General features: G+C 68.7%; 12 protein-coding genes. 4 read left to right on the forward strand and 8 right to left on the reverse strand.

What is annotated here, in order from left to right; translation table 11 throughout:
* Window positions 1-12: 12 nt before the first annotated feature.
* The 4 genes from ACH4E8_RS01865 to ACH4E8_RS01880 form a co-directional block, all read right to left on the reverse strand.
* On the reverse strand, window positions 13-5,553 hold the full coding sequence (locus ACH4E8_RS01865; RefSeq protein WP_398443368.1) for a hypothetical protein: 5,541 nt from the start codon (window positions 5,551-5,553) through the stop codon (window positions 13-15).
* Between the two features lies 1 nt (window position 5,554).
* Window positions 5,555-8,587, reverse strand: a complete 3,033-nt coding sequence (locus ACH4E8_RS01870; RefSeq protein WP_398443370.1) for an SNF2-related protein — start codon at window positions 8,585-8,587, stop codon at window positions 5,555-5,557.
* A gap of 106 nt (window positions 8,588-8,693) precedes the next feature.
* Entirely contained in the window at window positions 8,694-9,881 is a 1,188-nt protein-coding gene (locus ACH4E8_RS01875; RefSeq protein ID WP_398443372.1) for a serine/threonine-protein kinase, read from the reverse strand.
* Between the two features lie 241 nt (window positions 9,882-10,122).
* Window positions 10,123-10,596, reverse strand: a complete 474-nt coding sequence (locus ACH4E8_RS01880) for a hypothetical protein (RefSeq protein ID WP_398443373.1) — start codon at window positions 10,594-10,596, stop codon at window positions 10,123-10,125.
* 151 nt (window positions 10,597-10,747) lie between these two features.
* Between ACH4E8_RS01880 and ACH4E8_RS01885 the strand changes: the two genes are divergently transcribed.
* Window positions 10,748-11,428, forward strand: coding sequence for an RNA polymerase sigma factor (locus ACH4E8_RS01885; protein WP_398443375.1), 681 nt, complete (start codon window positions 10,748-10,750; stop codon window positions 11,426-11,428).
* Here the strand turns inward: ACH4E8_RS01885 and ACH4E8_RS01890 are convergent.
* The 4 genes from ACH4E8_RS01890 to ACH4E8_RS01905 all read right to left on the reverse strand — a co-directional run bounded on the left by ACH4E8_RS01890 (window position 11,394) and on the right by ACH4E8_RS01905 (window position 20,722).
* Window positions 11,394-11,948 carry a hypothetical protein gene (locus ACH4E8_RS01890; RefSeq protein ID WP_398443378.1) on the reverse strand — a complete coding sequence of 185 codons (555 nt, stop codon included), beginning with the start codon at window positions 11,946-11,948 and terminating at the stop codon, window positions 11,394-11,396. The two genes, ACH4E8_RS01885 and ACH4E8_RS01890, sit on opposite strands and share 35 nt — an antisense overlap.
* Window positions 11,949-12,070: 122 nt before the next feature.
* On the reverse strand, window positions 12,071-12,295 hold the full coding sequence (locus tag ACH4E8_RS01895) for a hypothetical protein (RefSeq protein ID WP_398443380.1): 225 nt from the start codon (window positions 12,293-12,295) through the stop codon (window positions 12,071-12,073).
* An 88-nt stretch (window positions 12,296-12,383) separates the two neighbouring features.
* On the reverse strand, window positions 12,384-12,920 hold the full coding sequence (locus tag ACH4E8_RS01900; protein ID WP_398443382.1) for a hypothetical protein: 537 nt from the start codon (window positions 12,918-12,920) through the stop codon (window positions 12,384-12,386).
* A 122-nt stretch (window positions 12,921-13,042) separates the two neighbouring features.
* Window positions 13,043-20,722, reverse strand: a complete 7,680-nt coding sequence (locus ACH4E8_RS01905; protein WP_398444680.1) for a DNRLRE domain-containing protein — start codon at window positions 20,720-20,722, stop codon at window positions 13,043-13,045.
* 1,318 nt (window positions 20,723-22,040) lie between these two features.
* Here ACH4E8_RS01905 and ACH4E8_RS01910 point away from each other — a divergent pair.
* The 3 genes from ACH4E8_RS01910 (at window position 22,041) to ACH4E8_RS01920 (ending at window position 24,571) form a co-directional block, all read left to right on the forward strand.
* Complete coding sequence (locus ACH4E8_RS01910) at window positions 22,041-22,625, forward strand: hypothetical protein (protein ID WP_398443384.1); 585 nt, start codon at window positions 22,041-22,043, stop codon at window positions 22,623-22,625.
* Between the two features lie 36 nt (window positions 22,626-22,661).
* Complete coding sequence (locus tag ACH4E8_RS01915; RefSeq protein WP_398443386.1) at window positions 22,662-23,270, forward strand: TetR/AcrR family transcriptional regulator; 609 nt, start codon at window positions 22,662-22,664, stop codon at window positions 23,268-23,270.
* Window positions 23,271-23,344: 74 nt separating this feature from the next.
* Window positions 23,345-24,571 (forward strand): MFS transporter, encoded by a 1,227-nt coding sequence (locus ACH4E8_RS01920; protein WP_398443388.1) that lies wholly within the window; start codon window positions 23,345-23,347, stop codon window positions 24,569-24,571.
* Window positions 24,572-24,693: the final 122 nt, after the last annotated feature.

The raw sequence follows: 24,693 nt of genomic DNA on the forward strand, positions 1-24,693 counted from the left end.
GGGCACTCCCGTTCACGGAGCGGGAGGCGTCCACTCGCCCTTGTCGACGGCATCCTGAAGCCGCGCGGAGAAGTGGGCGTGCGCCGCGCGCATCTCCTCTTCGCGGTTGGCCTTGTAGAAGGGGGCGGTGTAGCCCTCGGGGGGTTCGTGCCGCTCCTTCGCCTGGTAGGCGAGGAGGTGCGCGTAGTGGTCTTTTGTCTGGCCGAAGCCGTAGGTGTAACGATCACCAGCGATCTTGCGTTCGTTGGCGTCGAACCAGGTGACCGCGTCGAAGTCCTGCATGATCGGGAACCGGGACTTGTACATGGCTGCGAGGGCGTCCGCGCTCACTCCGAGCCAGACTGCGACCAGGGCATCGATCTCCACCAGCGCGGCCCTACGCGCCCGTTCACTTCGAAGCGGGGTCGCCCGTTCCCACGCCGGACCAACCTCATGGAGGGGCTGCATAGCCGGCCATTCCACGGCCCAGGGTTCGTAGCCGGGCCACATAGGCTCGTACAGTTCGGCCCACAATTCCGTATAGGCAGACGTCAGGCAGTTGAGTCTCAGCGTGCGGAGAAGCAACGGAGATGCCAGCGGGTGATCCGCCATTGGAACGGGCAGCCGTCGCGCCTGTGCAACATCGAGGTGCCTCACACGTGTCGTACGCAACAGGTAGTCGACTGGAATGCTGGACCAGAAACCCGCGGTAAGAGCACTGGCTCGGGAGTCGCCCAACGTGGCACTTCGGATCGCGTGGATGTGGGCGGGACCGGGCGGAGCAATAACCGTGTACAAACTCCGCTCGGTGTCCGGCGCGATGAACTCGCGCCACGCCACCCGAAAGAACTCCGTATACGGCCTCCGCAGCCGTCGCAGCAGCTCCGCCTCCACCTGCTCCTCGGTAACTTCCGAAGACGCCACCTTGAAGCGCCCTGCCGCAACGTTCCGCGCCCGCGACATCTCGCGCTCGGACGCCTTGAGCTGCGCTAGTGTCCGGCCATCGCTCCACACATCCTGCGCCGCCCGGTACACCTCAGGTTTCGCGACGTACACGTACTCGGACTCCGGTACAGCGTCGTCCGCCAGCGTCATCGGGTTGAGGCCCAGGACCTCGCCGCCACCCTGGCTCGGCTGCTTGAACATGGGGTTGGCCAGGCCGATCTGCGGGCCCTTGAGGATCACCTCGGACCAGTCGAGCGGCCGTCGGACCACGCCGCCGTCGCCTGGTGTGTTGTAGTCGATGAGGTCGGCGGCCTTGGCCCCACTCTCGTGGTAGCCGCTGCTGATCTGCGGCTCGTAATCCGCGAGCCGCAGCGAGTACTCCGCCAGTGCATCGATCGCCTGCGCCTCCGCCGTACTCACCGGCGACAGCAGTCGGGCCTGGCGTACAGGCTGTGTCTCGTCACCGGTCAGCTTCTGCCAACGAGCCAGCATCGCCTCGTCCACCCGGACGATTCGCTTCTGGTGCGGGCGCTCGTCCCAACTGTCGCCGTACCGGACCCCTGGGTCAGGAGCGGTGCCGTCGTCGTCCGCCGACAGGCGCAGGGCATCCACTGAGAAGAGCCATGACAGGTGGTCGAAACCGATCTCGCCCGCCTGCCCGTAGATGTGCACGCCGAAGTGGCTGGACCTGCCCACAGGTGGAGGGAAGAAGCGGTTACCTGCGTTCACGAAGTCGCCGTGCACTCGCAGCCTCGTGTACGCGGCCTCGCGCAAGCGTCCTTCCTTGTCGCCGCTGAAGTGCGAGTCCGGGTGGACCATGCCCACTGAGCCCACGTGCGCCGTGTGCAGCCACGTCTGGCACATGAACGCCCGGTACAGGTCCGGCTGGGTCCCCGCAAGCAGGGGGTACATCGGTCCGGACCCGAGCATCTCGCTCATGCCACTGGTCGACGCCAGCTCGGCAAGGAGGTAGGCGCGGGCACCCGGCAACTTCAGTAGTTCGTCTCGCCGTCGCGTCCGTTCCGCCTTGGTCGGCTTCTCTGTGAGCATGAACCACGGTTCGTACTCGGCGAGAACCGGGTTCTCCTGCCACCTCGGCCGCACCCACGGCGGATTCCCCACCTGAAGGTCGAACCCGCCCCTCGGCCCCCGGAACACATGCGCGAAGTGCAGCTCCCAGTGGAAGAAGCCGTGGCCGTCCTCCGCCTTGATGTCCTTCTCCGTCGTGCCGGCGATGTCTTCGACCGTGTTGAGCCATGGATAGCGGAACGGCAGCCGCAGGGCCGGTTCCATGCCGAGGAAGCCCTCCAGGCGGTCTTCCACGTCGGCCAGCAGCTCCAGCGCTTCATCAGGGCTGAGGTTGTCGATGCCCGAGAGCAGCGAGTTCTCGGGCATGTCCACCTTGCCGAGGACGCTCTCCAGGAAGTCCAGCCAGTCGCCCAGGCTCTGGAGCGGGACGGTCTTCCGTTCCTGCGGTCGGGGCGCCACGGTCTTGCGGGCCGGAGCACTCCGCCTCGCGCTCGTCGTCATGTCCGCGCCCAGTTCCTGCTGTTCGCCGTCCGGGTTGTCGAACAGGCCGGCGGCGCTCCACAGTTGGGCTCCAGAAACGGAGCCAGACGGCGGCTCCACAGGCTCAGCGAGCGCATCCGCCCCGCCCAGCAGCCCCGCCACCGACGACTCGTCGACGAGCGCGCCGCCCGTCGCGTACACCGGGTCCGTGCCGTCGAGTTCGCCGACCTTGTCCAGCGGCCAGAACCAGAGGGCGCACCACGCGTCCATCACGGTCTTCAGGCGCCAGTACGGCGTGCCGTGCCGTGTCAGGTCGTCGAGGACCTTCTGTTTGTCCTCCGCCTCCGAGGACTGCTCCAGCCAGTCCGCGCCCCACACGTCGATGCGGCGGGCCACTGCCCGTTCCGAGAGTTCCAGCCGCGTCGCGACCAGCGACCACAGGAACTCGGCACGCCGGGCGACGCCCTGGAGCCGGTTCAGCTCGGTCTTCTCGGCCGCCTTGTGCCAGCGGTCGTGGCGCTTGCGTCGTGCCTCGGCGCTCTCGTCGCCGCGTTCCTGGAACGGCTTCGGCCCCTTCGGGGCCTTCTGCACGCCCTTGCGCCACCGCCCCAGCGCCTTCGCGGCGTCCTCGGCGAGCTTCTTCGCCTCCGACTCGCCGGCGACGGCACCCCAGCCGATCGCGGGCAGCAGGAACTGGTGCACCGCGCCGCTGGGCAGGGGGCCCTCGCGGAACGGCAGGTCGGTCGGTGGCAGGGTGTTCTTCTTCGCCAGCCACTGGCCGTCGGTGAGCACGTCGGCCCGGTAGACCTTCCGGCTCGCGCCGATGAGGGAGTTGCCGCGCCGCAGGTGCAGACCGAACCACGGGGCCCGCATGCCGGGGTGCATGGAGTTGAGCCACAGCGACACTTCCGCCAGTTCGACGGCGGTGGCGTTGAGGTCGACACCGTAGGCGTTGTGCAGGGCGACGTACGCCTTGGCCTTCTGGAGCTCGATCTGCCGCAGCTCGGGGTCCACCCGGCGGCCCAGTTCGTGTTCGCGGCGGCGCAGGTACTCGGCGGCGACCTGGTCGATGGCCTCGTTGAGGAAGGCGCCCGAGCCGAGGGCCGGCTCGCAGATCTTCCACTCCAGCAGTTCCCTGGCCCGGGTGACGGTGTCGTGCTGGTCGAGCCGGTGCTTGAGGGCCAGCTCGACCGTGACCTCGGTGAGGGACTTCGGCGTGTAGTACGAGGCGGAGGTCTGGCGGTCGCGGCCGGCCAGGCGATAGACAAACGAACCCCTGGGATGGATCACCCGCTCGGAGCGGCCGGTCTCGGGGTTCGCCCGCTGGACGAAGACGTCGTCCGCGTAGTCCTGGGCGCGGGAGGCGGGGACCATCCAACTGCCGCCCGAGGGGTCGCCGCCCTTGGCGACCTCGTACAGCTCCTCCTCGGCGATGAAGCCGGTGTACGACATCAGGCCCTCGTACACCGCGCCGAGTTGGTTGATGCCGAGCTGGGCGTAGGAGATGAACCCGCCGCGCTCCTTGCCCCTGCCCTTGGTGAGCATCAGGCGGCGCAACACCTTGTGCAGGGTCTCGTTGCGCAGCCGGGTGTCCAGGAGCGGACGGCGCTGCTGCCCCTCTCCGCCCTGATGGGCCGGGTTCTCGATCTGGTCGTCCGAGATGAGCCGGGTGGCTTCCTTGGTGAACAGCTCGGAGCGCAGGGCCTCGAAGCGCAGGCCCGCACCCATGCTCCGGGCGGCGGTGCGGCGGGCGCGGTCGGCCTCGCGGACGCGCTCGGTGTACTCGGCCTGGGTGATCGTGCCGGCGGCGAGGAGTCCGGTCGCCTCGCTCTCGGCCTCCGCCGCCTCGCGGGCCGCCGTCTGCGCCACCAGGTCCTCGGGCTCGGTGCCGTAGCGGCGGTGGCCCTTCTCGACCTTCTCGAAGAGCAGGTCGAGCGACTCGTACAGGTGGAAGCCGTTCCGGGAGCGCTCGCCGACGAGGTCGCGCAGCGCGAGGTCACCGAGGCGTTGGAGGCCGTAGCCCTGTTGGTACTCGGGGTAGTCGGCGGGCAGGATGCCGAGCGCCGGGCTGGCCTCGGCGTACAGGAGGAACAGGATGCGGTAGAGGTAGCGCAGCGACTCGCGGCTGAGCTCCTTGGCGAGGCGGGCCGGGTCGTCCAGGTCGGCCGGGGCGACGCCGTTCCCCGGTTCGCGCAGACGGTCCAGGACCTCGTTGGCGATCCACTCGACGCTCAGCCGAAGACCCTCGCGGAGTTCCGTGGAGACGCCGACCGCGTGCTTGCCGGACCTGTCGAGGAAGGAGGCCAGCGGTGCGGTGCCGCCCTCGGTGGGGACGCGCAGCGAGTCGGCGCCGAACAGCGCGGCCACCGTGTCGAGTTCGCCGCCGTGGCGGTCGTCGCGCCGGTTGAGGGCCGCGTCGAGGGCGACGGCCAGGTAACGGCCCTCGGGCCAGGCGAGCCGGTCGGCGAGGACCACGACGCCGCCGACGAGGAGGAGGACGTAGCGCGGGGGCGCGTCGCAGGCGAAGAGGAAGTCGGTGAGGGCCTTGGCGTCCTTGAGCGGAGTCGCCGACGCCTCCAGCGCCACGGGGTGGAGCAGTCGGCCGGCGCCGTCCGGGTCGAGTGCGGCGTCGGGCTTGGTGGTCCAGCCGCAGGAGATCGCGTACAGGCCGGGTTCGGCGTGGGCGACCTGGACCGCGTACTCGTGGTCGGCGCGGTGGACAGAGACGGTCTGCTCGTGGGCGGCGGTGTATCCCAGGGCGTGCAGGGTGTCCAGATGTAGCTCGGTGACCCGCTTCTGCCAGTCGGCGGGGACGGGTGCGCCGGGTTCGGCGAGGGCTTCCGCGTCCTGGGCGAGCGGTGCGCGGCCGGCGAAGTAGGAACCGTGCAGGGCCCGCAGCCCCTCGCGGGGGGTGCGTGCGCGCGCGGGCACCGAGTCGGCGCCGAGTCCCTGGCGCTTCGCCTCGGCGACGGCGTCGGCGTGACGGCGGCGTTCCTCCTCCTCGAAGGCCGCCCAGCGGGCGAGGAGACCGTCCTTGGCCTTGAGGTCCTTGGGCAGGACCTCGGCGAGGTAGTGGGGCGAGAGGTAGTCGCCCTGGTTGACCAGCGAGTCGTGCGTCACGTCAGTTCTCCGCCTGGGCGTCGGACGGGTGGGCGTCAGAGGCGAGGGACCTGCCCGGAAGGTCGGCGCCGTCCGGGGCCCCGGAGGCGCCCTGGGCGCCGGGCCGGTCGAGGACGGCCAGGACGCGCAGCAGTGGGCGGCCGGTGGTGTGCAACTGGTCGAGGAGCCGGGCCAGTTCGTCGGCGGTCTCCGTCACGAGACGCTCGCGGCGGCCCGTGACGCCTGGCAGCAGGGAGTCGGTACGCCACTGGGCGACGTGGGCCCGGTAGGAGGCGAGGGGTTCGCTGATCCGCTCCTCCCACTGGGCCCTTCCCTCGTCCAGGTGGTGGCGGGCGGCGGCGACGGCGGCCGGGACGAGGTCCTGGAGCCGGTCCAGGTCGCGCGGCCCGCCGGTGCGGGCGAGCCGCGGGCCGACCTTGGCGTCGCGCAGTGCGTCGGCCATGGGACGCACCTCGGGCGTCCCGGTGCCGTCCGCGCGGACGCCGGTCACGGCCATCCAGCGCACCACGGTAGGGCGGCCGAGGGCGTTGGAGTGGATGCCCTGAACGAGGAAGACCGGGCCGTCGACGTGGGGTGTGGTGATGACCGGGGCTTCCTGCCGACCGAACTCGACGAGGACCTTGTCCGTCAGCCACTCCACCACCGGGTGGATGTCGGTGAGGAAGGAGACCTCCGGCCACATGGTGGTGCTGCTGTCCCTGGCATCGGTGAGCTTCCGCTGCGCGAGGCCGCGGTCGAAGGTGACCACCATGCGCTCGGCGACGCGCTGCTCCTTGAGGTAGGAGGGCGGTAGGGCCTTGAGGCGGTGGAGCAGGTCGGGGGCCATGGTCGGGGAGAGCGAGAAGTAGGCGCGGCCCTTGGCGTCGGTGCCGGACGACAAGCCGATCAGCTGCTCGGCGCGCTCCTCGTACACCTCGTCGAGGGCGGTGGAGACGAAGTCGGCCGTGTCGCCTTCGAAGAGCGAGATCAGCTCGGCGCGTGCGGGTAGTTCCTGCTCGGTGATCGTGTCCACCTGGCCGAACAGGTCAGCGAGGGCGGTGTCGTCGGTGGGGGCGGGCTCCAGGAAGTCCTCGACCGAACCACCCCGGACGAGTTCCCTGATGAGCCGGCGCTCCTCCTCCTCGGCCCGGTAGAAACCGGACACGGCCTCGGCCGTGCCGTCCAGTTTGTGGGCCTCCTCCTCCCGGCGGAGCAGCTTCTCGGCCACCGTGCGGTCGTCCTTGGCTCCGGGGACGGCCGAGGTGAGGATCAGCGCGCGGAACTGGGGTTCGTGCTTCTGCCCGTACCGGTCGATGCGGCCGTTGCGCTGCTCGATGCGGATCAGGGACCACGGGATGTCGTAGTGGATCAGGTGATGGCACTGACGGTGCAGGTTGACGCCCTCGGAGGCGACGTCGCCGGTGAACAGCAGCCGGACCGGGGTGTCGGCGAGGCCGAACGCCTCCAGGACCTTTCCCTGCTCGTCGTCGCTCAGTCCGCCGTGCATCACGGCGGCGGCCTTCGCGGTGCCGTCGGCTCCGACCGGGAAGCCCAGTCGGGCGGGGACGACCGAGGCCAGCCAGGTGAGGGTGCGGACGCGTTCGGAGAAGACCACGGCCCGCGTGGTGGACCGGGGGCCGACGCCGATGGTCTCCAACTGTTCGACGAGCGCGTCGAGTTTGGCGGAGTCACCGGGTGCGGTGCCGTCCCCCATGCCCGCGACGATCTCCCGCAGCCGGGCGAGGGCGACCTGCTCGGGGCCGATGGCCGGGTCCGGCCGCAGCCCCTTCTCCGCGGCCTTGCGGACCCGGGCGTCGAGCGAGGAGATGCGGTTGGTGACCGTCTCGCTCAGGGCGACGTGGGAGGAGAGGAAGGTCTTGAGCAGGTTGTAGGCGAACACGGCCTCAGTGGCGACGGACGTGGGGTCCTCGTCGGCCGTGCCGAACTCCGCGCTTTTGGGTGCGGTGGGGATCCAGTGCTCTGCCAGTTCGGCGAAGACCCGTTCCTCCGCCTCGGTGGCGGTGCAGTGGAGGGAGACGGTGGGGCCGCGGTCGGGCCACTCGGTGCCCATCTCGTCCCGGACCTCGGGGCTGATCTTGGTGCGTCGGATGTAGAGGTGGCCGAGGTCGTCCGCCGGGTCGTAGTGGTCGCGGTCGGCGATCGCGGCCGGGTCGAGCAGGGAGATCAGGTCGGCGAAGGACCGTTTGTCACCGTTGTGCGGGGTGGCGCTGGCGAGCAGCAGGGCGTCCGTGCGCGGTGCGAGGACTTCGGCGAGTGCACGGCGCTGGCTGCCCGGGTTGATCAGGTTGTGGGACTCGTCGATGACGACGGCGTCCCAGCGGATGCGCTCCAGGTGGTGCCGGTACTGGCCGATGTTCTTGAGCGTGTCCACGGAGATGATCACGCGCTTGTAGTGGGTGAACGGGTTGCGGCCGGCTGGGAGCTCCCGTTGGACGCGCTGGATGCCGAGGGAGTCGAGCCGTACGAGCGGGATGGAGAAACGGGTCCACAGCTCGTGCTGGAACTGCTCCAGGATGCTCTGCGGGGTGACGACGAGGATGCGCTCGCCGCGACCGCGGCGGATGAGCTCGGCGAGGGTCAGGCCGATCTCCAGCGTCTTGCCGAGGCCCACGACGTCGGCGATCAGGACCCTCGGTCGGAGGTTGCGCATGGACAGGGCGAGTTCCGCGGGGCGCTGCTGGTAGCCGAGCGGATCCAGGAGGAAGCGGTCCGCGAGGGCGAGGCCCCGCTCCGACTGGGGCAGTGGGGTCTTGCGCAGGACGGCTTCGATGAAGAGGCGGCTGCGGCGGAAGTAGGAGGAGCCGTCGGGCACCAGGCGGGTCTTCTCCGGGTCGAGCAGTTCCACGGCGTCGATCCCGCTGAAGAAGACGGCCTCCTCGTCGCGGACGAATTCGGAGACGCCGACCGCTTCGATCCGCTCCCCGTCGTGGTCGGTCGTGGTGGTGTTGCGGACCAGCCACTCCTCGTCGCGTACGAGGATCTGTGCCCCCGGCGGGAACCGGGTCCCGTCCTGTGTCGCCCCCTGGTCGGTCACCCCGCGGTCCCTTCGTCTTCGCGTTCGCCGTGCGGCCCTGGCGACCGCAAGTCTGTCACGGCGCCGGAGTGGCCCGCCCGGGCTCCGGGGAGCGAACCCCAGCAGCTCAGAAGCGGGCCTCACGGGCGTACGCGGCCCGGATGCGCTCGGCGATCCGCAGCGGGGCCGAAGGGCGGACGCTGGTGACCCCGCCGCTTCGGGGCAGGGTTGCAGCGGGCTCGGGAACGACGTCCCGCGGAGCGGGGGGACCGGCGCTCCGGGCTTCGCCCCCGGGGACGTGCTGCCCGTCCCCGTCGGACGCCGAAGCGCCCGTCCGTCCTTCGCCCTCGCCCTCCGTCGGATCGACGACGTTGGGCGTGTAGGCCGGCGCGTCGGCTTGGGGCGCGGGCTCCGGGCTCGGTGCGGGCAACTGGGGCACGACGATCTCGGGTGTCAGGTCGGTGAGGCGGCGCTTGGCCTGGAGGGCGGTCAGGCCCTGGTCGCGAATGGTGCGCACCAGCCGCTCGATGACCTCGGGCAGAGCCGGCCGGGCAGCTGGGTCCAGCGCCAGCATGTCCTTGATCAGTGGGCTGAGCTCCGGTGGGACGTCCGTCAGATCAGGAGAGGTCTCCGGGTCCTCGATCTGCAGAGCGACGGCCTGCCAGGTCGGCCCTTCGTACGGATAGTGCCCGGTTGCGGCGAACAGCAGTACCGCACCCAGTGCGTAGACATCGGCCGACCGGTCCAGTTGCTGCTCGCCCCTGGCTTGCTCCGGCGGCATGCAGAGCACGCTGCCGACGACGAATCCCGTGGCCGTCAGGGTGGTGCGGCGCTCCGCGAGCACGGCGAGACCGAAATCGATCACTTTGGGGCCGTACAGGGAGAGCAGGATGTTCTGCGGTTTCAGATCGCGGTGGAGCAGCCCCGCGTCGTGCACCGTGCCGAGGCCCTCCGCCAGCAGCGCTCCGAGGCTGGCGGTCTCGACGAGCGGCAGAGGACCGTGCCCGGCGACGAGAGTGCGCAGATCCGGCCCCGGGACGTATTCCACCGCGAGCCAGGGCTGGTCGGCCTTCGCGTCGGCCCCCACGAAGGCCGCGACGAACGGCCCGTACACCGTGCGTAGGCTGTCCACCTCGGACAGGAAGCGCGCGCGGGTGTCCTCGTCGAGGACGGACGGCTTGATCACCTTCACGGCAGCCTGGTGGCCGGCAGCGGACTCGCCCAGGAAGACCTGTCCCATGCCGCCCGCCCCGATCCGGCACACGAGCGTGAATCCCCCGATCTCCTTCGGGTCGTCCTCTCTCAGTGGCTCCACGGCGCCACGCCTCCCCGTCCCCTGTGTGGCCTGCGGCCACAGCTCCGGAAAGCGGGCCGGCCCGAACCGGAGCCAGTGTATGCAGGCCCGCGCTACCCCGTATCCGCGTCTTCGTCGCGGGAGCCCGTACGTCGGGGAGCGGCGGGCGCCGGCTCTCTCGGCCACAGGCCGAACGAATCCGGTGAAGCCTGGCGTTCACTCACTCGCGGAGTATCCGCAACATCAGCAAGCTGACACATCGTCAATCATGTCTCCGGCCCATGGAAACATCGCGAACCGACCCGCTCCGGAGCCGGCCGCCCCGGCGCCGCCCGTGGAGCTGGAGATAGAAGAGGACCAGCGACTCCTCCGTTCCGCGTTCGAAGCGCTTCAGGACCTTCCCGATGGGATTCCAGCTCCGCCCGTCGAGCATCCGGACGCCCACCGGCTGGCCGAACAGTTCCCGTTGCTCGGCGTCGAGGTCGACCCAGAGGCCACCGGCCCGACGAACCAGCACTTCCCCGGCGTACGCGCCGAACCCGAACAGCGTCTCCATCGGCCGGGCCCCTTCGGCCCCGCCCCGTCTGAGGCCGTCCACCACCCGGTCGACGACGCGCAGGCTTCTCACCGAGTAGTCGAGGGGGAGCCCCGCCCTTTCATTGACGCGCCGTACGAACTCCGTGACGTGGTCGCGCATCTGCGCTGCCATAGGTACAGGGTCGACGATCGGCTGCATCCGTACTCACCTTCCCCATCGTGGCCGGGGCCGTCGGATGGCCCCCAGGGTTAAGCGCAAGGCGGGGTTTCACTATCACGCGGGGATAGCGTGACGCCCCGCACGGAGGGGCACCGTCCGACGGGGCCGACCGCGGCGAGAGGGGAACGGCGTGGCTTTACGGAACGGCGAGCGAGCGGACGTCGCACGCGAGGTGGAGCTGGGGAGGGCGGTCCGCCGGGCGCAGGCCGGCGACGAGACGGCGTTCAGCGTCGTGTACGCGACCGTCCAGCCGGTCCTGCTGCGGCGCCTCTCCGGGCTGGTCGGGCCGGACGCGGAGGACGTGGCCTCCGACAGTTGGCTGGACATCGTGCGGGGCCTGGGCCGGTTCCACGGTTCGGGCTCCGGCTTCACCTCCTGGGCGATGACGATCGCCCGCCATCGGGCCGTCGACCATCTGCGCCGCCGCCGGAGCAGACCGCAGACCACCCTGTTGGACCGCGACGTCCACGACCTCCCCGGCCTCCAGGACACGGCCCGGGATGCGCTGGAGACCCTCTCGACCGAGCGGACCCTTTCCCTGATCGCGATCCTCCCGGACCGCCAGGCGCGCGCGGTCCTGCTCCGTACCGTCATGGGCCTCGACACGGCAGCGACGGCCCGACTGCTGAGGGCCCGTCCGTCATCGGTACGCTCCGCCACGTACCGGGGGCTGAACGGTCTGGCACGGTATCTGACCCTGACGGGTCAGGCCCCGACGGAGGGTATTCAGTCTTCCGCGACGAAGATCGAGCCTGGGACGGTCGGCCCGCTACCGCTCACTCAGCCAGCTTCCCAGCCGGCCACGTCATAAAGAATGGCTGCGGAACCAGGTCCGCGAGGCCGAAGGACCCGAATTCGGGGTCCAGGACAGCTCGCCCCATAAATTCGGAGGCCGACATGTCAAATCGATTCCATTCCGCATCCCAATCGTCCGACCACCGGGCCAGCGTAGGCCAGCCGTCCGGGGATTCGGAATCTGCCAGCCAGAAAAACTTTTGCCCAGTCTCGCCGTAACCCCAGGGAATCAGGCCCGTACCCCCGGGCCGGTAGATCGCATATGGCGCATAATCCGAATCCCTTTCTTCCGCGCTACCCGGTTCGGGTGCATAACGGAGTTCAACCCGCCAACTCATGAGCACATCGGCGGACTTCCCGTCGCCGACGGAGTATAGCGAGTAGGCCCCGCAGAACCTACCTTTGCCAAAGGCTTCACACAAATGCTTGTAGTCTCCGGGTAGTTGGGTCTCCAGCACGCTCTCCACAGCATCCCAGGACAGTGTGAGCCGCTGGTCCGTCCAACCGGTTGCTTCCAGAAGGCGTTCCGTCCACATCTGAACCTCCTCGTGAGCATTCCACAACAAAGACGGGCGGGCAGCCTAGAAGGCCGCCCGCCCACCGTTCCGCCTTCGTTCCGGGTCACTGACCTATCGATGAACCGCGGTACCTTCCGCGGCTACCTCGGCTTTCGGGCGTTGCGCGTGTTCCAGATGGTGATGGAGCCATGCGACCCGTTGGTGACGCTCTGCCAACGCAGGTACAGCGAGTCAGGCGCCACGCGGCCCGAAGCGTACGACGCGGTCACTTCGTAGTAGAGGGAATCCCCGGCAGCGATCTGCTTTGCCAGACGATTCTCGACCTGGCTCATGGCCGGCGAAGTCGCCTGCTCATGGAGCGCCACCAGGTTCCTTCGGTCGAGACCTGTCCCAACAGTCTGGCTCGGTATCTGCTCCTGACGGGGTAGGGCGCGGTGGGAGGAGAGAGGTGGCTCAGCCCTCCGGGACGAAGAACGGCTGCGGGATGGCATGCGCGATTCCGAACGGGCCGAAGTCGGGCTCCAGCAGCAGCCGGCCCATGAATTCTGAGACCGGCATATCGAACCGCGACCACTCCCCCGGGCCGAAATCGGAGTTGCGGACGAGGATCGCCCACGCTTCCGGGGGGTTGGAACCGGCCAGCCAGAACATTTCGTCACCGGCCTCTCCCGCACCCCAGGGAATCAGTCCCGCACGTCCAGGGCGGTAGATCGCATACGGCGCATACTGTGATGTCGCCGCGCCTTCAGATCCAGGCTCGGGAACGGATTCAAGGTACACCTGCCAGCCGCTTAGGATGTCGCCGCTTTCCTCGTGGCCGACAGAGATCAGCTCGTACGCATGGCAGAACGTGCCGTGTCCGAACGCCTCGCACAACCGCTTGTAGTCATCGGGCAACGGCGTCTCCAACGCGAGCTCCACCCGTTCCCAGGGCAGGGTCAACTGCTGGTCCTCCCGCCCGGTCGCTGCCAGTAGTCTTTCCGTCCACATGTCGAAACCCTCCCGGTTCGTGCGTCAACACTGCAGTGGGGGGTGTCGCTGAGACCACCCCCCACTCCCCTCTGCCTCTCACCGACTCGCTGAACTCAGCACTCTACGGAAGGCAAGCCCACTCAGCGTCGAGGCGGCTTACCATCCTTGGTGTTGTAGATCGTAGCGGAGCCGTATGTCCCGTTCGTTTGACTGAACCACTGGAGATACAAGCTGTCCGGCGCCATCCGGCCTGACGCATAGGAAGCCGTGACCTCGTAGTACATGGTCTCGTTTCCTTCATTTATTCGCCTGGCCAGGTAGTTTTCGATGTTGCTCATCTTGGGACTGTTCGCGAATCTGTGTAGAGGTACCAGATTCCGCCGGTCGTGACCTGTTCCACCCAACTGATTCGCCAGGAGATGCCCACGGACCCAGCCCTTACCACCCAGCCCCGGAGGGGTGGTCAGAGGATCGTCGTAGTCGGGAGGCCGCGGAACCTGGGTTCCCCGAATGGATGAGTTGGGATTCCCGGCAATGCGCTTGTCCTTGCCCTGTTCCCAGCTGAAGCCTCCGCTCGTAAGGCAGGCCCTCACCCCCCGCGCCCGCTCTTTCTCGTCGAGCGGGCTGTAGTAGACGGCGCTCTGCCCCTTCTTGCAATTCGAGCGATTAACCGGGAAGTCGTGACCCCAGTAGTACTCGCTTATCCCTGATTCCTCCGCTAGGAGCCCGACCTTGTAGTTCGGGTTCTTCTGGTCATACGGAGCCTTCCTCGGCTTCTGTACGTCGTTCCAGCCGATGCCGGTGAGCACGGTGTCGACGACGGTGGATATCGGATTCCGCTTGACCACGGCCTTGGCCGCTGGCTTGGCGAAGCTCTTGGCCTCGTCGACCACCTTCTTGAAGGTGTCGCGAATCGAGAAGTGGCCGTCGAACTCAATGCTGCTGACCGGGTTTCCGCCCCCGTACGCGTACCGGTTCCCGGTATATGGATCAGCGCCCAGATCCATGTCCGCCAGCGCCCCGTTGTACATGTCGCGGCTGGTGAACCGGTTGAGGCCGGGCGTGTAGTCCCGGAACCCCATGTCGTACGTGCCCGAGTTCGCGTCCCAGCGGGTCGCGTTGTACCGGTACGGGTTGTACGCCTCCTTGCCCGGGTTCGCAGCATCGGGCTTGTCGATGCCGGTGAAGTCGGACTGTTCGTCGGTGCCGTAGGCCGAGTAGCCGTAGGTGTTGGTGGTCTGGCCGCCGGAGCCCGTGACCGTTTCGACGTCGTTGTGGCTGTTGTAGCCGTAGAAGCCGCTCTCGGTCGTGCCGTCGGCCTTGTGCTTGACCTGGGAGAGCCGTTCACCCCACGGGCCGTACTGGTACGAGGCCGTGACCGCGCCTGCGATCGATTCGCCGAGCACGTCCTGGGAGAGCCCGAGGTAGGTGTACTCGGTGGTCTTCCCGTTGGCCCGGGCTTCCGCGGTGCGGTCCAGCGGGTCGAACGTGTAGGTCGTCGACTTCAGGACGCCGTTGCTGTCGGCCTGCTGCGACTCGACCACGTGGTCGAAGCCGTCGTAGACCTTGCGTTCGACGATGTTGGCACCCGTGGTGACGGTGTCCTGACGGCCGAACGGGTCGTAGTTGTACCGGGAGGTGACGCCGCCTGAGGCACTGGTCAGCAGGCGGTTGCGGTCGTAGTTGTAGGTCGTGGTGGCGCCCCGAACCGTCTGCCGGATGACGTTGGCGTTGTTGTCGTGGACGTAGGTCTCGGTGCCCGCGCCGTGGCCGGTGCGCACGGACTCGTTGAGGCGGTCGTTGGGGTCGTAGGAGTAGTCGGTGGTGGATTCGAGGTACGCCGTGGTGTTGTCGGCGTTCATCTTCTTCGCGACGTCCCGCGTCTTGTTGCCGTTGGCGTCGTAGCCGTAGACGTGCGAGGCGACCAGGGTGCCGTTGGCCTGCTTCTCCGTGGTCGACCTGATCGTGCCGTTCAGGTGGTAGGCGTAGTCGACCGTGTTGGCGTTGGCCTTGGTCTCACGGAGCCGCTGCCCCTTGTCGGTGTAGGTGTACGCGGTCACCTTCGGCGAGGTGTCGGCCGCCGAGCTGCCCACGGAGACCGTTTTGACCAGGTCCCGCAGGTCGTAGCTGTACCGGGCGAACTGGTCAGGATGGCTGACGGTCTCGGGCTGACCGTTGACGTCGTAGGTGTAGGAGGTGGACTTGCGCTCCTGGCCGGCGAGCGCCTCCGTGACCTTCTGCAGCTGGTTGAGGCCGGTGTAGGTCATGGTGTACGCGTCGATCCTGGCCCCGTTCGACGTGTCGTCGATGGAGGTCAGGTTTCCGTTGACGTCGTACGCGTAGGCGAAGTTGCGCCGTTCGGTGTCGGCCGGGTCGCCGGTGGTGTCGCGAACCAGTCGGACCGCGTCGGCGGCGACGGTGCCGGCGGCGCTCTGGCCCACCGTGATCCGTCCGGTGTTGCCCTGGTTGAAGGTGTACGTACCGAGGGCGACCCAGGTGTCGGCGGCCGTGGTCTGGTCCTTGCTGACGGTCGTGGTTCCCGAGGCGTGGGTGACGGTGTACTGAGCCGCCGTGGTGGCCCCGCTGACCTGCGGGTACTTCACGTAGGCGGTGTAGGTGCCGTTCTTCGGGACGTTCAGGGTCCAGGTGAAGGCGTCCGTACCGGCGCCCGGGGCGTGGGTGCGGTGGTCGTGGCCCTGCTGGCCCGCCGCGTCCCCCTTGGTCCAGGTGCCGGTCGACGAGGTGTTCTGGATGTCGGAGTTGTCGACCACGACGACGGACCGGCCGGCCGGATGGCCCTCGTCCGCCTTGGTCTTGAGGCTGCCGTCCGGGAAGTAGGACCAGTTCATGGTCCGGTCGGCGGCGTCACCGGCAGAGGAGATGGTGCGCCGGGTCTGCTGTCCGGTGTTGTCGTACTCATGGCTGGTGACGATGGACCACGGATCGGTGGAGGTCTTCGCCCAGCCGTTGTCGTAGTAGGTGTGGGCGGTGTCGTTGCGGATCGTCTCGCCCTCGGACGGGGGCAGCGACACCTTGGAGACCCGGCCGACGGCGTCGTAGTCGGTGCGGGTGTGGACGTTGGGGTCGTTGTAACGGGTGTCGGCGGGGTCGTACGGCTGGTACTGCCGCACCGGTCGGTTGAGCGCGTCGTACTCGGTGCGCGCGGTGAAGTCGTCCGGGGCGGCCGTCGCGACGCCCCGCGGCGTGATGACCTTGGTGGTGTTGCCGACCTGGTCGTATTCGAACCGGGTGGTCCGGTCGGTGCCCGCGACGTAGGGGACCCGGACCTCCTTCTGGTCGCCCCGCTCGTCGTAGTCGATGTGCGTGGTGTTGTTGTCGGCGTCCGTGGACCGGACGACGAGGTCGTCCTTGTCGTAGACGGAGGAGGACACCTTGCCCGTCGGGTCGGTGACCGAGGTGACCCGGTGGTTGAGGTCGTAGGCGGTCTTCGTGGTGAAGTCGTCGGGGTCCGCCGTGGCGTTCTTCTTGGGGTCGACGACGGTGGTGAGGTTGCCGACGGAGTCGTACGCGTAGGAGATGGTTTCGCCCGCCGCGTTCGCGACGGTGGAGAGCTGGTGCAGTTCGTCGTAGGTGTAAGTGGTGGTGTACGAGCCGGGGGTCGCGCCGGGCAGGTTGCCCTTGGGCTCGGTGACCGTCCGCAGACCGCCCTCGGCGTCGTAGGTGTACGTCGTCCGCCGGTCGGCAGATGCGTGGTTGTTGCCGGGCGCGGTGGCGGTGACGACCTGGTCCGCATTGTCGTAGCCGGCGGTGGAGACGGCGCCGTTGGGCGCGGTGGACACGGTGACGTTGTCGTTCGCGTCGTACTCCGGTGCCGGGACGGTGATGAGCTGTCCGGCGTTCTGGTCCTTGGGCACGGTGGCGACCAGCGGCCGTCCGAAGACGTCGTAGGTCCGGGTGGTCTTCTTGCCGAGGGCGTCGGTGACCTCTCGGACGAGGCCGCGGGCGTCGTAGCCGGTGGTGGTGGTCCGACCGAGGGCGTCGGTGCTGGTCGCCGGATACCCGTGCGGGCCGAAGCCTCCGTTGGTGCTCGGGTTCCCGTTGGCGTCGGTCGCCTTGGTCAGCAGTCCGTGCGCGTCGTACTCGTACCTGGTGACGTAGTCGTCCGGTACGGAGGGGGTTGCCACGCCCTTGGGGTCGGTGACCGCGGTGAGATTTCCGAAGGTGTCGTAGCCGAACAACCAGGCGCGGCCCTCCGGCGACGTCTTGCGGAAGAGGTCGGCCGAGAATCCGTCGGCCCGGGTCTGGTACTCGTACCGCATGGCGTTGGCCGGGGCGGTGCCGGGGGCGCAGTCCGTGGCGGGCGGGACGCCGTTGCGGTTCTGCTCCGCGTCCCGGACCCAGAGCGGGAAGCCGGTCTTCTGGTCGTAGCAGTACGCCGTCTTGGCGCCGTTGTGCTCCTCCAACTGCACCACGTTGTTGTCGGCGTCCCAGATGGACCTGGTGGTCTGGGCCTTGGCGTTGGTGTGCCGGACGCCCCGGCCGATGGCGTCCGTGACGTAGACGGAGGCGCGGTTGGCGGCGTCGGTGACGGTGGTGGCGGTGTGGGTGGAGTCGGTGGTGTCGACCGCGTAGGAGAACCGGGTCTGCCCGGCGGTCCGGTCGGTGATCGCTCTGGCGCGCCAGTTGTCCTTGGTGTCCGTCCCGGCACCGGGCACGTGATGGGTGAGGGCGGTGCTCTTGCCGCGCGGGTCGGTGGCCCGGGTCAGTTTGACGTTGCGGTCGCCCTGGGCCGTGTCGTAGCCGAAGGTGAAGACCTTGGGCTGGGTGCTGCCGTCACCGTCGGTGAGCCGACCGAGGATGCCCTTGGTGGTGTAGTGGAAGGACACCTTCCGACCGGAGACGTCCGTGATGGACTTGACGTGGTCGTAGATCCGCGGGTTGGTGAGATTGCTGCCCGTGACCTTGGCGCCCGCGTCGTCGATGTATTCGTAGCTCGCGTCGCCCTTCTCCCAGTAGTCGACGGTGAGCGACTGCCGGTTGGCGGGGTCGGTGACGTAGGTGAGGAACTTGATGGTCCGGTTGTTGGAGACCCGTTCTTCGTAGGTGAACTCCTGGCTGTTGCCGTTCTTGTCGACGGTCTCGGTGAGATAGCCGTCGCAGCCGAACCGGAAGCGGGTGCCGTCCGGCCGGGTGAGGGTCCAGGCGTCGGAGACGGAGTCCTGGGACGGGGTGCAGTTCAGACCGGTCTTCATGGTGAGCCGGTAGTTGAGTCCGGCGGGCGCCTGCCAGCTGCCGTCGGCCTGTTTCCGGAAGAGGTGGGTGGTGCCGTCGCCGTCGGTGAGCCGGATCTCGGTGGGGTTGGTGCGCGGATGGAAGTCGAGCGGCGTCCCGAGTCGGACGGGACCGGCGAGCTGGGCGGTCCAGCCGTGGCCGAGCACGGTGTCCGAGGTGTCCTGCGAGTTGTAGGCGAACCGGGCGAAGGTGCTCAAGCCGCGGCCGGGGTTGCTGAAGGCGTTGTACGACCAGACGGCGTTGCCCGCACCGAGGTTGGCCATCAGCGTCGATCCGGCGCCGGTGTTCTTCCCGGCGTACGAGTGGTACTTCTCCATGCCCAGGTGGTGGGCCTTGAGGTCCTCGACCGCGACGTCCTGCCGCAGCGGCGGGATGCCGCCGGCGCCCGCCGAGAGCCAGGTTCCGTCGGAGACCTTGCGGATGTCCCAGCCGATGTAGTGCTCGGCGCGTTCGTTGCCGGTGGTGGTGATGTCCGGGGACCGGATGGCCGCCGTGACAGTGGCCGACTTGCCGGGTAGCAGGGCCGGGATCGGGGTCCTCTTCTGGTTGGCCGCCGTGGTGACGTCGGTGCCGTCGGGCAGCTTCCAGGTGTAGGACAGCTCCCGCTCGCCGGCCGCCCACGCGGTGGAGGTGGTGTTCGTGACCGTGACGGCGCCCGTGTAGTCGGTGTTGGTCGTCATCCGGTGCGGGGTGTGGGGCGCGTAGTAGGTGTTCTCCGCGGTGGCGTCCACGTAGATCACCCGTAGCAGGGGGCGGAGTTGGGGATCGCTCGCTCCGGCGGAGAGGAAGAGGGACCGTTCCTGCGGTCCGGTGGCCGACTCGTCGTTCAGCTTGACCAGGACGCCCTTGTTGTTGGCGGGGGTGCGCACCCAGCTCTGGGTGAGGCCGGTGGCGTCCCACCAGTGACGGCCCAGATCGGTGTTGAAGGAGGGGACGTAGTCGGCGACGGCAGCCGAGTGGTCACCGCCGGGCGAAGTCCACGCGGTGGTGGCGTTGGCGTTGTTCCAGGTGGCGGCGGTTTCGGTGAATTCCCTGGTCAAACCGTGCAGGTTGTAGCGCGCCTTGGCGGTGCCGGTGCGTTCGGTCTGGTTGCGCCAGAGGAACATCCGGCTTTCGAGGATGGTGGCCGAGTTCGGGATGGCGGTGGTCGGGAAGTCGATCACCGCGCGGGTCTTGCCGTAGGTGGCGGAGTTGTTGCCGACGGTCAGCCAGTGCTGTCCGACCGCGCCTTGTTCGATGGTGTTGAGATTGGTGGTCGGCTTGGCCGACGACAGGGTGGTGTCGCTCTGCCCGGCCTGGATCAGCCGCATGGTGCGGCCCGCCTTGGGGATGGCGACCAGCCGGGTCGGTGAGCCGAGGAGTTGTCCGTCCTTGGTTCTGACGGCGATCTGGTAGTAGTACACCTTCCCGATCTCCTCGGGATGGCTGTCCGGAGTGGGGACCGCGGTGGTGTCGGTGTAGCGGGTGACCGTCCTGGCGACGGGTGCGATCCGCGTGGCGGACGAGGGGGTGAAGACCTGCTGGGTGGAGCGGTGCAGCTGGTACTCGACCAGATCGAGGCCCGGGTCGTCCGTGCCGTTGGTGTAGGCCGGCCAGGAGAGCTCGGGTCCGGTGGAGTGGATGACGGTCGGCGAGCGCAGCGATGTTCCGACCTTGTCGAAGGTGACCGTCAGCCGGGGGATCGTGGAGGTCTCGCCGCCGTAGTCGAAGTCCCCTGCCTCGTAGGCGGGCCCACCGAGCGGCGCGGTCGACGACTCGTTCACGGCCTTGATCACGAAGCCGTGGTTGGGGGCGCTGCCGTTGACCCACTTCTGCACGGTGTCGGCGACGGCGAAGTTGTGCCAGGAGTTGTACTCGCCGACGTCCTTGCGGATCTGGGCCGCGTTCACCAGCCGTACGGCGTCGGCCATGGTCCGCCGGGAGGCGTCGCCGGTGTCCCCGAGCACAATGGTGCCGGTGTTGCCCTTGGTGAAGTCAATCTGAGTGGTGCCGAGTTGCCGCCAGCCCGCGGTACCGGTGGACTGGTTGACCGTGTGGTTCTGAACGGGCTCGGCGGAGTTGATCCGGTAGGGGGCGGCGGTGGCACCGTCGGACAGCGGGGTGGTGTGCACCTCGACGCGGTAGTCGGCCGTCTCGGGCACCCTCGGCTGGTAGGTGTACGACTCGCCGGTCGCCGCGTTCTTGTTGTACGTGTAGTCGCCGCCGACACCGGTGCCGGTGGCTCTGGGCCATTCGCCGACCGCGGCCGTCCCCGGCTCGCCGTCGTCCAGTTGGACGGTGGTGGAGGACTGCTCCCCCGCCAGGCCGCTGGTGTTGTTCCAGGTGGCCGTGGCCTCGTCCCAGGCGCCGGTGGCCCGGCGGATCTCGACGTCCACATTGGTCATGGCGGTCGTGTGGGTCTGGTCGTAGTAGAGACCGAGCCGCGCCGCGTCGATCTTGGCGCCCACCGGGATCTCGTTCAGCGGAAACTTGATCAGGGAGCGGGCGATCCCGGTGGCGCTGGTCTTGCCCGCCGCCATCTCCCAGGTGCCGTTGAAGTTGGTGGTCGGCTGGTCCGAGCGGACCATCACGTCCTGGGAGACCGACGCGGACGGGGCGATGGTGATCGTCGGGTCGATGACCACGGGATATGCCCGCTCGGGCGCGGCGAGCCAGGCCGCGTCCGGGGTGAGGGTGATCCGCCAGCCCTTGCCGTGCCGGGTGAGCTTCTGAGCCACCTTGGGGCTGAATGACTTCCCGTACGGGGAGGTGTGGTCCTTCCGACTGTCCGTCATGAAAGCAGGTGGGATCACCAGGACCGGAGTTCCGGGGTCCTCCCCGAAGAGGGCGATCGAGCCGTCCCGCCGCTCGGTGGGCCGGAGAGTCCCGGCGTCGAGGGTGAAGACGTACGACACCGGTTTCGCGGGCCGCCGAGGGAGGGAGATGTTCTCCTTAACCCGACCCGCGCCGACTTGGTACGAGACGTCCGCGCCCGCGGCCAGGCCCTTGTAGGTGACGGTGTCGCCTTTGACACCGGGCCGTACGCCGCGGGCCGCGTCCAGCAGTCCGAGAGTGACGGCCTCGCCCGTGGGCGCTTCGAAGCGCAGCAGCCGCCCCGGGTCGGTGCCGAACCAACTACGACTCACGTTCGCCTTGTTGGCGAAGGCGAACCCCTTGTCCTTTGTCACCTTGACCGTGGTGTCGACGGACTTCCAGGAGGCGCCCGATCTATAGGAGGAAGGAGCGGCCGATAACTCAGCCTCGACCCGACCATCGGAAAGCTGCCAGAATCTGGCCTGCGGGGTTCTCCTTTCCGCCAACTCCGCGATCCGCTTGGCTGGAGGCGCCTTCTTGCCTCGGGTTAGCTTTTCCCGGCTGGGTATCTCGATCTTCCCGCCGGCCGGAGGTTCGGCACGTTTAGGCTTCTTTTCCCCATCGTCCGAAAACCAGCCCTTGACGGTACTGAGCACACCCTTTCCGTCCCCCTTGCCTGAGGGTGACGTCGCAGCGGCGTGGGCCGCCTGGGGTAACAGAGTGCTTGCGATCGCTGCCGCGACCAGGCAGGACACATATCTCCCGTAGGGATTTCTCACTTCGCGCGTCCTTCCGTTCCGACGCCCCGTCTCGTCACCGGAAGGCGAAAACGGGCACGCCGAATGTGCTGGAGCGGCGATATCCGCCCAGCCGGAACCCTTTCTTCACTACGCTCGGGGAGCAGATCTCGTTCTGCTTCCGAGAGCGGCGGCAAAAGTATCTGCCGCACGCCGGACGCCCTGTCAACCCTCTGGACATCTCGGACAGGAGGGGGCGGTGGTGTCAAATTTCCCGTTTATCCCCTGACTTTCGCCACGGTCTCGCCATGGTGTATATCCACGGGGTCGACTTTCCGGAGACCTAGGAAGGCGGGTGGCAGTCATTTCAGCCAGCAAAGTCGAAGACGGGGAAGCGATGGAGCCGAAGGGCGAGGGCGACCCGGCAGCGGACGGCGACCGAAGGAGGCAGACATGGCCCCGGCGGCGCACCGGGGTGGCCGCCGGGGCGCTGGCCCTGGTCTGCATCGCCGCCGCCTACGGCGCCTTCGGCCCGCCCGGAGACGGGGGCTCCGAGGACGACACGCCCGTGCGGGCCGCACCGACGGCCGAGGTGACGTACGAGGTCACCGGGGACGGCGCGGCGGAGATCACCTTCCGCCCGACTGACGGAACGGGCGCAGCAACGGTGGTCCGGGACGCCGCCCTGCCGTGGCGGAAGTCGGTCCGCCTGCCGGTGGGCACTCCCCCGACGGTGGTCGTCGTCCTCGGCGCCGGCGGCGGTACGGCGGCCTGTACGGTCACGATCCGCGGCGAGCACGTCCAACGCGCCCTTGCGACGGGCAGGTACGGCCGGGCGACCTGCGGCGGGGAGCGCGGCACGGCACGAAATCGTCTTGAGCCAGGCGACCTCGGGAGCACCACCCACCCGGCCGCGCCGGGCGGTCAGACTTCGCCGTAATGGACTGGTCGATCCAAAAGCTGGTACGGTCACGGGATGGCGCGACCGAGGACTTTCGATGAGGGGCGGGCCCTGGACGCGGCGATGCGCACGTTTTGGGAGAAGGGGTACGAGGCCGCTTCCACCCAGGACTTGTGTGACGCCACCGGGCTGGGCCGGAGCAGCATCTACAACACGTTCAAGAGCAAGCACGACCTCTTCGAGCGGGCGCTGACGCGCTACGTCGACATGACAACCAGGGCGCAGCAGGCGGTGCTGGAGGAGCCGGGGCAGTCGGGGGCCGAGCGGGTGCGGGCGTTGTTCGCGGTGATCGTGGAGAGCGAGACGGAGCACCGGCTCGGGGGGCGCAGCCTGGGGTGTTTGACCGTGAACACGCTCGTGGGGATGGCCGGGCGGGATCCGCGGACGGCGGCGATCCTGGAGCGGGACACGGCGCGGCGGCTGGCCGTGATGCGGGCGGTGCTGGAGGACGGGCGGCGGGACGGGAGCATCACCGCGCCGCAGGACGCGGGGGCGCTCGCGCGGTTCGTGAACGCGGCGATCGCGGGGATCCGGGTGTCCAGTCAGGGCGGCGCGGACCGGGCCGCATTGGAGGCCATCGCCGAGGTCGCGGTCGCGGCGCTCACTTCCGTACGACCTGCGTAGGCGCACCTGCGGGGGGCACCCTTTCGTCTGCGCTTGTTTTGGACTGGGCAATACATAACTGAGGGAGTCTCTTCGTGGCCCGTTCCGTGTACGTGTTGGCCCTCGGCATCTTCGCGATGGTGACCAGTGAGTTCGTGGTGGCCGGGTTGATGACGCAGATGGCGGAGGGGTTGGGCGCCACGGTTTCGCAGATCGGGTATCTGATCACCGTGTTCGCGGTGGCGATGACCGTCGGCGGGCCGTTCCTGGCCGTGGCGCTCGCCCGACTGCCGCCCCGTACGGCCCTGTTGTGGCTGTTCGCGGTCTTCCTCGTCGGCAACGTGCTGGCCGCGCTCGCCACCGGTTACCTCGTCATGGTCGTCGCGAGGGTGATCACCGGGGTGGCGGCGCAGGCGTTCTTCGGCGTCGCCGTCTCGCTCGGCGTCCAGTTGGCGCGGCCCGAGATGCGCGGGCGGGCGATCGCGGTCGTCATGAACGGGCTGATGCTCGGCACCCTGTTGGGGCTGCCGCTGTCGACGCTGGTGGGCGAGCGGTTCGGCTGGCGGGCCGCGTTCTGGGCGATCTCGGGGCTGGCGCTGGTCGCGGCGCTCGCCACCGTGCTCGGTGTGCCGCGGCTGGAACGGGTCGCGCCCGCGGGCGGACTGCGGCGGGAGATGGGGGTGTTCCGGCGTCCCCGGCTGTGGCTGGCGATGACCACCAGCACCTTCGTCATCGGCGCCACCTTCTCCGCCTTCAGCTACCTCCATCCGATCCTGACCGAGGTCACCGGCTTCGCCACCGGCACCGTGCCGCTGCTGCTGATCGCGTACGGCGCGGCGACCGTGGTCGGCAACACGGTCGTCGGGCGGCTGGCGGACCGGTACGCGCTGCCCGTGCTCGCGCTGGGGCTCGCCCTCAACCTGCTCTTCCTCAGCGGGTTCGCGCTCCTCGCCGACGTGCCCGCGCCGGCCGTGGCCTTCCTGCTCGGCATCGGGCTGGTCGGCGTGACGATGAACCCGGCGATGGTCACCCGCGTCCAGCGCGCCGGCAACACCAGCCCCTTGGTCAACACCGTGCACTCGTCCTTCATCACCTCCGGCGTGATCATCGGGTCCGCCCTGGGCGGCGTCGCCATCGAACGATTCGGTCTGCGCGCACCGCTCTGGCTGGGCGCGGGGTTGGCGGTCGCCGGGCTGGCCACGGTGCTGCCGGAGCTTGTACGACGCCGGACCCGCGCCGCTACGGAACCCGCGCCACCGCCTTCGCCGCGAGCGACAGGACCCCAGCACGGGGCGGTGCCTGCGGGCTGCCCGGGCGGCTGACGACCGCCAGCGTGGAAGGCGCCCCACCGACGGTCGACCTGTCTGCTGTGTGAGCCACGGCGGGCCGGGAACTGACGCGCGGGGGCACTGACCTGCCTCCGGGCGGATCGCCGGGGCGCCCC

This window comes from Streptomyces sp. NPDC017979, assembly GCF_044328175.1.
Classification (GTDB): Bacteria; Actinomycetota; Actinomycetes; order Streptomycetales; family Streptomycetaceae; genus Streptomyces.